Annotated in this window: 9 protein-coding genes; 8 read left to right on the top strand and 1 reads right to left on the bottom strand. The window is 72.0% G+C overall.

All coding sequences use genetic code 11. The features are described from left to right. From AB4Z02_RS08970 to AB4Z02_RS09005, 8 genes are all read left to right on the top strand, one after another. Positions 1 to 1,050 (top strand): P1 family peptidase, encoded by a 1,050-nt coding sequence (locus AB4Z02_RS08970; RefSeq protein WP_441970416.1) that lies wholly within the window; start codon positions 1 to 3, stop codon positions 1,048 to 1,050. Next, the gene (locus tag AB4Z02_RS08975; RefSeq protein ID WP_441970417.1) at positions 1,047 to 1,499 is read left to right on the top strand and encodes a hypothetical protein; all 453 of its coding nucleotides are present in this window, start codon (positions 1,047 to 1,049) and stop codon (positions 1,497 to 1,499) included. The genes AB4Z02_RS08970 and AB4Z02_RS08975 overlap by 4 nt, the downstream gene beginning before the upstream one ends. 180 nt (positions 1,500 to 1,679) lie before the next feature. Next, entirely contained in the window at positions 1,680 to 3,107 is a 1,428-nt protein-coding gene (locus tag AB4Z02_RS08980; RefSeq protein WP_056881995.1) for an extracellular solute-binding protein, read from the top strand. Beyond that, the gene (locus AB4Z02_RS08985; protein ID WP_441970418.1) at positions 3,082 to 4,059 is read left to right on the top strand and encodes a carbohydrate ABC transporter permease; all 978 of its coding nucleotides are present in this window, start codon (positions 3,082 to 3,084) and stop codon (positions 4,057 to 4,059) included. The genes AB4Z02_RS08980 and AB4Z02_RS08985 overlap by 26 nt, the downstream gene beginning before the upstream one ends. Further along, complete coding sequence (locus AB4Z02_RS08990) at positions 4,056 to 4,928, top strand: carbohydrate ABC transporter permease (RefSeq protein ID WP_082589887.1); 873 nt, start codon at positions 4,056 to 4,058, stop codon at positions 4,926 to 4,928. The genes AB4Z02_RS08985 and AB4Z02_RS08990 overlap by 4 nt, the downstream gene beginning before the upstream one ends. After that, positions 4,928 to 6,016: an ABC transporter ATP-binding protein gene (locus tag AB4Z02_RS08995; protein WP_441970419.1), complete on the top strand. Its 1,089-nt coding sequence runs from the start codon at positions 4,928 to 4,930 to the stop codon at positions 6,014 to 6,016. Before AB4Z02_RS08990 ends, AB4Z02_RS08995 begins: the two co-directional genes overlap by 1 nt. Continuing rightward, the gene (locus AB4Z02_RS09000) at positions 6,013 to 7,221 is read left to right on the top strand and encodes a CehA/McbA family metallohydrolase (RefSeq protein WP_441970420.1); all 1,209 of its coding nucleotides are present in this window, start codon (positions 6,013 to 6,015) and stop codon (positions 7,219 to 7,221) included. Before AB4Z02_RS08995 ends, AB4Z02_RS09000 begins: the two co-directional genes overlap by 4 nt. A 59-nt stretch (positions 7,222 to 7,280) precedes the next feature. Continuing rightward, complete coding sequence (locus tag AB4Z02_RS09005; RefSeq protein ID WP_441970421.1) at positions 7,281 to 10,298, top strand: alpha-mannosidase; 3,018 nt, start codon at positions 7,281 to 7,283, stop codon at positions 10,296 to 10,298. Positions 10,299 to 10,477: 179 nt separating this feature from the next. On the opposite strand, the gene AB4Z02_RS09010 is transcribed toward AB4Z02_RS09005, so the two are convergent. Then, entirely contained in the window at positions 10,478 to 10,918 is a 441-nt protein-coding gene (locus AB4Z02_RS09010; protein ID WP_441970422.1) for a phage tail protein, read from the bottom strand. Positions 10,919 to 11,226: the final 308 nt, after the last annotated feature.

The raw sequence follows: 11,226 nt of genomic DNA on the forward strand, positions 1-11,226 counted from the left end.
GTGCGCCCGGGCCCGACCAACACCCTGACCGACGTGCCCGGGCTGCGGGTGGGGCACGCGACGCGTACCGAGCCGGGCTGGCTCACCGGGACCACCGTCGTCCTGGCACCCGACGGGGGCGCGGTCGCCGGTGTGGACGTGCGGGGCGGCGCACCCGGCACCCGGGAGACCGACCTGCTCGACCCCCGCAACCTCGTCGACCGGGTGGACGCGGTCGTGCTGACCGGCGGAAGCGCGTTGGGCCTCGCGGCGGCCGACGGCGTCCTGCGGCGGCTGTTTGTCGCCGGACGTGGCTGGCCGATGGGCGAGCCGGGTGAGGTGGTGCCGATCGTCCCGGCCGCCGTCCTGTTCGACCTCGGGCGCGGCGGGGTGTTCGACCACGCCCCCACAGCCGAGGACGGCGCCGCGGCCGTCGACGGCGCCCACGCCGGGGCGGTGGAGCAGGGCTGTGTCGGTGCCGGGACGGGCGCCAAGGCGGGTGGTCTCAAGGGCGGCGTGGGGTCGGCCAGCGCCGTCCTCGACGACGGCACGACCGTGGCGGCGCTCGTCGTGGTCAACGCGATCGGCGACGCCGTGGACCCGCGGTCGGGCGAGCTCCTCGCCGCCCGCCACGGCCTGGGCGACGAGTTCGCCCGGCTCCGGGCGCCCGACCGCGCCGAGCTGGACGCCGCCCGGGACCGGGCCGCGGCGGCGCACGCGGAGCGCCCCATCCGGCCCGGGACGGCCACCACCATCGGCGTCGTCGCCACTGATGCCACCCTGACCAAGGCGCAGTGCCAGAAGGTGGCCGGGCTGGGCCACGACGGGCTCGCCCGGGCGCTGCACCCGGTCCACACGCTGCTCGACGGCGACACCCTCTTCACCCTCGCGACCGGGGAGCGACCCCCACCCGACCTGCCGGGGCTGCACGCCCTGATGGTGGCCGCCGGTGACTGCGTCACCCGGGCTGTCGGGCACGCCGTGCTCGCGGCCACGTCGGTGTCCAACGGTGCGGTGGACCTGCGCTCGTACCGCGACGCGTTCCCCTCGGCTGTCAGGATGGGGCGATGACGGCTGACTGGAGCACCCCCGAGGGACTCGCCGCGATCAAGGCCGCGCTCGCCGCGACGATCGACGGCTGGCGCAGCCCCGTCGCGTACGCCGTGGGCATCAGTCCTGCGTCGAGCTCACCGGAGTTCGAGTTCCCGCACGTGAACCCGCCCGGCGGGACGCACGGACTTCCGTGCGTCATCCTGGCCGCCGTCGTGGGACATGCCCACGGCAGCGAGACCTACCAGATGTCGGCACAGCAGCTCTCCCAAGCGGTGCACACGCTGGAGCCCGCCGAGGCGTGCACCTCGCTGTCCCACCCCAACCTCGCCGCCTGGCGCGAGGTGCTCGCCGGGCTCGAGTCCAACCCCGCGCGCACCGCGTACGCCGTGTTCGTCGGCGACCTCGACGACCCCGTCACCTCCGAGGCGGACGCCACCCTGCGCACCCTGGTGCAGCCGTCGTCCTGACCGCCCGCTGCCGGGTACGGCGGGCGCTGCCCTGACAAAGGGCGAGATTGTCACCGTGGACCCTTTTGCCCCGGTGTGGAAGGGTGCTGGTGCAGGTCAACGCGGACCTGCCGTCGGTGGAGGTCACCCCCAGGGCCATGGGGTGGGCGACACCGGCACCATCCCCCCGGAGGTCCATCGATGCGTCTCTCCCGCCGGGCGGTGCTGCTCACCAGCGGCACCGCCGTCTCCCTCGTCCTGACCGGCTGCGTCGGTGCCAAGGACTCGGGCGCCAAAGCCAACCCGAGCGCCAACGCGAGTGCCAAGGACGTCACCCTCGTGATCAGCGCCAACGACGTGGCGGGCGGCAAGAACGCCGCCGAGGCAGCCTGGATCACCGACTCGGTCATCCCCGGCTTCGTCGCCGCGCAGAAGGCCAAGGGCGTCACCGCCAAGGTCACCTTCAACGGCTCCGGCGTGGAGGACGAGCAGTACAAGACCAAGCTCGAGCTCAACCTCAAGACCGGCAGCGGCGCCGACGTCTTCGCCGCGGACGGCATCTGGCTCGGCGAGCTGGCGAGCGCCGGCTACGTCAAGCCGCTCGACGACGTGGTGGGCGCCCCGGCGAAGAGCTGGGACGGCTGGCAGCAGATCTCCAAGGCGGTGCAGCAGAACCTCGCCTTCAAGGACCAGCTGTACGGCATCCCCAACGGCACCGACGGACGTGTCCTGTACTTCAACAAGTCGCTGTTCTCGAAGGCCGGGCTGCCGGCCGACTGGCAGCCGAAGTCGTGGGCCGACATCATCTCGGCGGGCCAGGCACTCAAGAAGCTCCCCGGGGTCAACCCGATCCAGATCAACGCGGGCGTCCCCATGGGCGAGGCGACCAGCGCGCAGGGCTTCCTGCCGCTGCTCGCCGGCACCGGCCAGCCGCTCTACAACGACTCCGAAGCCAAGTGGCAGGGCGCGACCGAGGGCGTCAAGGACGTGCTGAAGTTCTACCAGCAGGTCTACGGCAGCGGCCTCGGCGACAAGCGCGTCCAGCAGGACAAGGCCGGGCGCGACCAGTCGTTCGCCGACTTCAGCAAGGGCAAGATCGGCATCCTCGCCGAGGGCGACTACTTCTGGCGTTCGGTGATCTGCCCGTCCAAGAAGGACTGCGGGACGACCTCGATGGCCAACCGCAACGACGTCGTCGGCTGGGCCAAGATCCCGGCCATGACCCCGGGCAAGGGCGTCAACGGTCAGGACTTCGTCAGCGTCTCCGGAGGTTCGGGCTGGCTTCTCAGCCCGAAGACGAAGTACCCGCAGCAGGCGTGGGAGCTCATGGCGTTCATGGCCTCCAAGGACATGCAGACCGCACTGTCGAAGGCGCAGATCCGCATCTCCGCCCGTGCCGACGTCAACGACGCGACCCTGACGAACGACCCGCTGCTGAGCTTCATCTCCAAGGAGGTGCTGCCGATCACGACCTACCGGCCCTCGGACGAGAAGTACAACGAGGTGTCGCTGGCGATCCAGGAGGCGACGGGCAAGGTCGTCACCGGCACCAGCCCGGACGAGGCCGCCAAGGCGTACCAGGCATCCCTGCAGAAGGCCGTCGGTGCCGAGCACGTCTCCGGAGGCTGAGGTCGCGCCGGTCGCGCCGGTCGCGGCTGCGCCGGTCCCGGCCCGGCCGGGACCGGCGGCGCCCGACGGTGACGTCGTCGGGCTCGGCCGCGGTCGGGCGATGGTGTTCGTCGCGCCCGCCCTCGTCCTCGTCGGGGTGTTCCTCGTCTTCCCCGCGGTGTGGACGATCTACCTCGGCCTGCTCGACTACAGCCTCACCGGGTCCGCGGCGAAGGCACCCACCTTCGTCGGCCTCGGCAACTACGTCACGGCGCTCGGCGACCCGGCTTTCACCCGCTCGCTCTACCTCACGCTGCTCTACGTCGGGTTCTCGGCGGTGGTCGGCCAGAACGTGCTGGGCTTCCTGCTGGCGTGGTTCTTCCGCACCACGCACGCGGTCGTCCGCAACGTCCTCAACGTGCTGGTGCTGCTCGCGTGGATCCTTCCCGGATCGGTCGTGGCGTTCCTGTGGCAGGCGCTGCTCGACCGCCGCGACGGCACGCTCAACGCCATCCTCGGGACGACCGACTACGCCTGGGCCATCGACCACCCCATGGCCGTCATCATCGTGTTCAACATCTGGCGCGGCACGGCCTTCTCGATGCTGCTCTACGCCGCAGCCATCAACACCGTTCCGCGTTCCCACCTCGAGGTGGCGCGGATGGCGGGCGCGCGGCCGTGGCAGCAGCTGCGCGACGTCGTCCTGCCCACGGTGAAGCGCCACGTCCTGACCAACACGCTGCTCATCACGCTGTGGACGTTCAACGACTTCTCGCCCTACCTGCTGACCGGTGGCGGCCCGGACAACCAGTCCGAGATCCTGCCCGTCTACATCTACAAGGAGGCCATCATCGGCGGCCACCTCGGCTACGGGTCGGCGATCTCGCTGCTGCTGCTCGTGGCCAACCTCGTCATCGCGGTGGCCTACATCCGGCTGCTGCGCACCCGCAGCCACGACGAGGCCACGGCATGAGCGCCGCCGCCTCCGCCGCGCCGGTCCGGTCCTCAGCGCGGACGCTGGCCCCTGCCAGGACGGTCGCCACGCGCTCGCTCGTGTATGCCGGGGTGTGCGTCCTCGTCGTGTTCTTCGCGCTGCCGCTGCTGTGGCTCGTGCTCACGCCCTTCTCCCCGGCGCCGTCGTACCGGGCCACGCTGTCAGGTTTCACGCTCGACAACATGGCCAAGCTGTTCGACAACCCCCAGACCTGGCCGTCGATCCGCAACTCGCTCGTGCTGGCGATCGGGTCGTCGGTCCTGGTGATCGCGTTGGCGGCGCTGGCGGCCTACGCCCTGAGCCGGGTCCGCATCCCCGGCCGCGACCAGCTGCTCTACGCGCTGCTGCTGCTCAGCTCCATCGTCACCGGGACGGCGGCGATGGTGCCGATCTTCCTGATGCTGTTCCAGATCGGGCTCATCGACCGTCAGGTGGGAGTCGTCCTGGTCCTGTCCGGCGGTCTGCTCCCGGCAGCGGTGTTCATGCTCAAGGACTTCGTCGACTCGATCCCGCGGTCGTACGAGGAGTCCGCCCGCGTGTTCGGTGCGAGCCCGAGCCAGATCCTGCGCCACATCGTGCTCCCGGTCATCCGGCCCGGCATGGCCACGGTCGGCGTCTGGGCCCTGGTGCAGGTCTGGGGCAACTTCCTCGTCCCCTACGTCCTGCTGTCCGACCCGGCGAAACAGCCTGCGGCAGTGGTGATGTACACGTTCTACGACGCCGGCGGCCAGCCGAACTTCGCACTCATCTCGACGTTCGCGCTCGTCTACTCCGTGCCGGTCGTCGTGCTCTACCTCGTCGTGAACCGCCGCTACGGGTTCGCCTTCCAAGGAGGAATCAAGGGCTGATGGCATCTGTGACCCTGGCCGGGCTGGTCAAGGAGTACCCCGGCGGCGTCCGTGGCGTCGACGGCGTCGACGTCGAGATCGGCGACGGCGAGTTCTTCGCGCTGCTCGGCCCGTCCGGCTGCGGCAAGACCACCCTGCTGCGCACCCTCGCCGGGCTCGAGGCGGCGACCGAGGGGACGGTGGCGATCGGCGACCGCGACGTGACCCGGCTCGAGCCCGGTGACCGGGACGTGGCGATGGTCTTCCAGGACTACGCCCTCTTCCCGCACATGACGGTGACGGACAACGTCGCCTACCCGCTGCGCATCCAGAAGGTCGGCAAGGACGAGCGCGCCGCGCGGGCCCTCGAGACCGCGCAAGGTCTAAGCCTCGGCGCGCTGATGGAGCGGCGCCCGGCCCAGCTCTCCGGTGGCCAGCAGCAGCGGGTCGCCCTGGCCCGCGCGATCGCCTGCCACCCCCAGGTCTTCCTCTTCGACGAGCCCCTGTCCAACCTCGACGCGCGACTGCGGCTGGAGGCCCGCACCTTCCTCAAGCAGCTGCAGAAGTCGCTCGGCGTCACCACGGTGTTCGTCACCCACGACCAGGCCGAGGCGCTCGCCATGGCCGACCGGATGGCGGTGATGGAGTCCGGTCGCATCCGCCAGGTCGGGACACCCCGCGAGGTCTTCCAGCGGCCGGCCAACACCTTCGTCGCCAACTTCATCGGCGCGACCCCCATGAACCTCCTCGACGCCCAGGTCGTCGACGGGCGGCTCGACCTCGGCGGCTTCACGCTGCCCGTCCCCGACGGGTTCGCCGTCGCCGAGGGCGACAAGGTCGTGTACGGCGTGCGCCCCGAGTACGTGACGGCGGAGGGCGCGACCGCGGACGGCGGCGTGCCCGAGGGCTCGGTCGTCGGCACCGTGAGTGCCGTCGAGAACCTCGGCGTGCACGTGCTCGTGACGCTCTGCGCCGGGGAGCAGTCGCTGCGGGCGGTCATCCCCGAGGCTGACGAGCCGGACCTCGGCGATGCCCTGGCGGTCACCCCGGCGCCCGGACGGGCCCTGCTCTACCGCGCAGACGGGGACGGCGAGCTGGTCGGGTCGTGACGGTCTTCGCCGGGACCTGGACGCCGGCCCACCGGGCCGAGTCCGTCTGGCACCAGCTGCCGTTCGACGTGCCCTCGTCGTGCGCGGGGCTGCGCGTGACCCTCGACTTCGACCGGTCGCACGGCTCGGCCGGCGTCCTCGACCTCGGCCTCGTCGACCCGCTGGGCTGGCGCGGGTGGTCCGGTGGGGCGCGCAGCGTCATCGCCCTCGGACGGGAGGGCGCGACCCCTGGCTACCTCGACCGGGGTCTCCCGCCGGGGCGGTGGGAGGTCGTCCTGGGGCTGCACCGCATACCGGAGGGCGGGCTGGCCTACCAGGTCACCGTCGACACCACGGCCACGGTGGCGCCGGAGGCCGTCGACGTCCCCCGGCCACCGGTGCCGGAGCGCCGGCCGCGCCGCGACCTGCCTGCTGTGGAGGGGCTGCGCTGGCTCGCTGGTGACTGCCACGCGCACACCGTCCACTCCGACGGCTCCCTCAGCATCGACGAGCTGGCGGCCCTGGCCGCCGGACGCGGGCTCGACTTCCTCTGGGTCACCGACCACAACACCACCAGCCACCACCCACACCTCGCGGAGGCGGGCGCCCACTACGGCATCGACCTGCTGCCCGGTCAGGAGGTGACGACGGCCGACGGACACGCCAACGCGTTCGGCGACATCGGCTGGGTCGACTTCCGCCAACCAGGGGGGACCTGGGCCGCCGACGTGCAGGCACGGGGTGGGCTGCTCTCGGTGAACCACCCCGTGTCGGGCGACTGCGCCTGGCGCCACCCGAGCGTTCCCGGATCGCAGCCCACCCCGGCGTCAGAGGTCTGGCACTCCTCGTGGACCGACCTCGCCGACGGTGGGCCGCTCGCGTGGTGGGTTGCGGCCGGGTGTCCGATCCCATTGGGCGGCAGCGACTTCCATCGACCCGAGCCGTGGGTCGAGCTCGGCCGCCCGACGACCTGGGTGGCCTGCGCCGACGGTGACGTGCTCGGCGGCATGCTCGCCGGGCGCACTGCGGTCTCCGCAGGCCCGGACGCCCCGGTGCTGCTGCGCGTGGGCGACGAGCTGGTCGCCCTCGAGGCCGACGGCGCGATGCTCGTCTGCCCCGGCGGACGCCGGTCGCCGGTGCACGGCGACCGTGCCACCTTCGGGGGGCACGACGGGGCCCACCTCCTCGAACGCACCGACCGAACCGTCGTGGCCATCGCGGCCTGACCCACCTGCCCCACGCCATACCTGCCGCAACCACTCGCCCCCACGAGAAGGAGCCCCCCATGCACGACGACCGCCGCCTCATCGAAGGCCGGCTGCGCCGCACCCTCCAGCGGATCGAGGACGCCGTCTGGTCCCACCCCGTACCGGTGGACCTCGGGCGGTGGGACGCCCCGGGCGAGCCGGTGCCGGTCGCGGAGGGGCTGGCCGCGCCGTACGCGCCCGCGCGGGTGGGGGAGCCGTGGGGGCCGCCGTGGGGCACCACGTGGTGGCGCGTGCGTGGGGAGGTGCCCGTCGAGCACGCGGGCCGGCCCGTGGACCTGCGGCTGGACCTCGGGTTCGACCCGTTGCGCACCGGTTTCCACGTGGAGGGCCTCGTCTACCGCGCCGACGGCACGCCGGTGAAGGGGCTCAACCCGCGCAACCAGTGGGTGCGCGTCAGCGACGCCGGGGCGGGTGAGGCCGTCGACCTGTTCGTGGAGTCGGCGTCCAACCCGCTGCTGCTCGGAGGTGGCGGGTTCGACTTCCGCCCGTCGCCGCTGGGCGACCCCGAGACGGCAGGGCGCGAGCCGATGTACCGCGTGGTGCGGGCCGAGCTCGCCGTCTTCGAGCAGGAGGTGTGGGAGCTGCAACAGGACCTCGAGGTCCTCGGCCAGCTGGCGTTCGAGCTCGACGCGCACGACCCTCGTCAGTGGCAGCTGCTCCGGGCCGTCGACCGGGCGCTCGACCGGCTCGACACGGCCGACATCGCGGGCACCGCGTCGGCCGCGCGAGGCGAGCTCGAAGGGGTGCTGTCCGAGCCGGCCCGGGCTAGCGCCCACCGCATCTCCGCTGTCGGCCACGCCCACATCGACTCGGCGTGGCTGTGGCCGGTGCGGGAGACCGTGCGCAAGGTGGCCCGCACCTGTTCCAACGTCCTCGCGCTGATGGAGGACGACCCGGACCTCGTCTACGCGATGTCCTCGGCCCAGCAGTTCGCCTGGCTGCGCGACCACCGCCCGGAGGTCTGGACCGGGGTCGTCGAGCGCGTCCGCGAGGGGCGGTTCGTGCCCGTCGGCGGCATGTGGGTGGAGTCCGACACCAACATGCCCGGGGGTGAAGCGCTCGCCCGCCAGCTCAACCACGGCAAGCGCTTCTTCCTCGACGAGCTCGGCATCGAGACCCGGGAGGTGTGGCTGCCGGACTCGTTCGGCTACACCGCGGCCCTGCCGCAGCTCATCGCGCTCTCGGGGTCTCAGTGGTTCCTCACCCAGAAGATCTCGTGGAACACCACCAACCGCTTCCCGCACCACTCGTTCCGCTGGGAGGGCCTGGACGGAACGCGCGTCTTCACCCACTTCCCGCCAGCGGACACCTACGGCTCCGAGGTCTCCGGGGCCGAGGTCGCCCACGCCTCCCGCAACTTCTCCGACAAGGGCGACGCGACGCGCTCGCTGCTGCCGTTCGGCTGGGGTGATGGCGGGGGCGGCCCCACCCGCGAGATGCTCGCGCGGGCCAAGCGGCTGCGCGACCTCGACGGCTCGGCGCGCATCGAGGTGGAGCGCCCCGACGCGTTCTTCCAGAAGGCGGAGGCGGAGTACCCCGGTGCCCCTGTCTGGGTCGGTGAGCTCTACCTCGAGATGCACCGCGGCACCTACACCTCGCAGGCGAAGACCAAGCAGGGCAACCGCCGGAGTGAGCACCTGCTTCGCGAGGCCGAGCTCTGGGCGAGCACCGCCACGGTCCGCACGGGGGCGCCGTACCCCGTCGAGGAGCTGGACCGGATCTGGAAGGTGGTGCTGCTGCAGCAGTTCCACGACATCCTGCCGGGCTCCTCGATCGGCTGGGTGCACCGTGAGGCGGTCGCCGCCTACGAGGCCGTCGCGCAGGAGCTCACGGCGATCATCGACGCCGCCCAGGCCGCCCTCGCCGGCGATGGTGAGGCCGAGGTCGTGTTCAACGCGAGCCCCGACCCGCGCGCCGGGGTGCCCGCCCTCGGCGCCGGGCCGCGGTCGTCCACCGGTGACACCACCGATCCCGTGACGGTCGAGGCCGACGGCGACGGGTGGGTGCTGTCCAACGGGCTGGTCACCGCCCGGGTCGACGACCACGGCCTGCTCACCTCCGTCGTCGACATGGCGTCCGGGCGCGAGGCGCTCGCCCCCGGGTCGGCGGGCAACCTCCTCCAGCTGCACCCCGACACCCCCGTCGACTTCGACGCCTGGGACGTCGACGCCTACTACCGCCGCACCTGGACCGACCTCACCGACGCCGAGTCGGTCGAGCCGGTCGAGGACGGGGTACGGGTGGTGCGCCGGTTCGGGGAATCGACGGTGACCCAGCTGCTCACCCTGACCTCCGGCGAGGCCAGGGTCGACGTCGGCACCGAGGTCGACTGGCGCGAGCGGGAGAAGATCCTCAAGGCCGGGTTCGACCTCGACGTCACCACCGAGCGCTCGACCTCGGAGGTGCAGTTCGGGCACGTCCACCGGCCGACTCACACCAACACCTCCTGGGACGCAGCGAAGTTCGAGATCTGCGCCCACCGCTGGGTCCACGTCGGCGAGCCCGGGTACGGCGCCGCCGTGGTCAACGACTCGACCTACGGCCACGACGTCAGCCGTCGCGACCGGGAGGGCGGCGGCACCACGACGCAGGTGCGTTTGTCGCTGCTGCGCGCGCCCCAGAGCCCCGATCCCGTCGCCGACCTCGGCGTGCACCGTCTGCGGTACGCCGTCGTGCCCGGCGCCGGGATCGCCGACGCCATCCGTGAGGGGTACCGCGTCAACCTGCCGCTGCGGGTCGTCCGTGGTTCCGGGGAGGTCGTCGAGCCGCTGGTGTCCGTGGACGGCGGCGGGGTGGTCGTGGAGGCCGTCAAGCTGGCTGACGACGGCTCGGGTGACGTCGTGGTCCGGCTCTACGAGTCGCTGGGGGCCCGGTCCTCGGCGATCGTGAGCGCCGGGTTCGAGTTCGACGGCGTCGTGGCGGTCGACCTGCTGGAGCGCCCGCTCGAGACCGCCGGTTTCGAGCCGGTCGAGGGCGGGGTGCGCCTGGCGCTGCGCCCCTTCCAGGTGGTGACCCTGCGCTTCGCCCGCGGCTGAGCCTGCCCGCCGCGCCTCCTTGCCCCTCGTCCTCGGCAGCAACCTCTGCTAGCAGGGGTTGCTGCCGACGAGGTAGGCAGCACCGTGTGTCCTGGGTAGCACCCTGTGCTGAGCCGCGCTGGCGGTGAGGTTGGGGGTGGCAGGTCCGGTTCGGGTATGGCGGCTCGGGCCGCGTGCGGTCAGCTCTCTGCGTCCATCGTGTCGAACGCCAGCTCCACGGTCTCCATGACCGGCGCGCGGGTCGTGGTGTCGAGCGGGCTCAGGCGGTGGACGGCCGGGAACGCACCCCGGAACCGCCATGCCATGACCGGTTCGCCGGCACCGTCGAGCAGCCGTACGACGACCTCGCGGTGCATGCCGACGTCGCCGTCGCGGGCCTGCTTCCACCAGTTCCACAGCTCGAGGTCGGCCGTGAGGCTGCGGCTGAGCACGAGGTGGGAGTAGTGCGACGTGCCCGGCTCCAGGTGGGCCGCAGGGGTGAGGCCCCCACCCGAACGGTGGGTCACCTCGGTCACCGCCGCCTCCGGCAGCTCGACCCGGGAGAAGAAGGCGCTGGCCAACCCGCCGACCTCGACCAGGAAGCTCGAGGCCGCGACCGGACCGTGCGCCGTACCGGGCATGGCTCAGGCTCCCACCCGGTGGCAGCAGGCGCCATACCCCGAAGTCTGGGACTTCGGCCCAAGACCCACACTTGAGCCCCGGAGTCCCAGACCTCGGGTCACAGCGCCCTCGTTGCTGCGCCGAAGTCTGGGACTTCGGGCCTAGGTGTACTGACCTGGCAGGTTGGTTGAGGGAGTGCGACTCCTCGATCTGAGGGGATGACGTGGGAGGGCCTCCCGCGGTGGAGTGGAACTGCTGAAGGTTCACTTCGCCAAACAGGAGGCCCTCGTGTCCCACGCTAACGCTGCACTGACTCCTCGCGCCCGAC

The organism is Pedococcus sp. 2YAF34, from assembly GCF_052114585.1.
GTDB lineage: Bacteria > Actinomycetota > Actinomycetes > Actinomycetales > Dermatophilaceae > Pedococcus.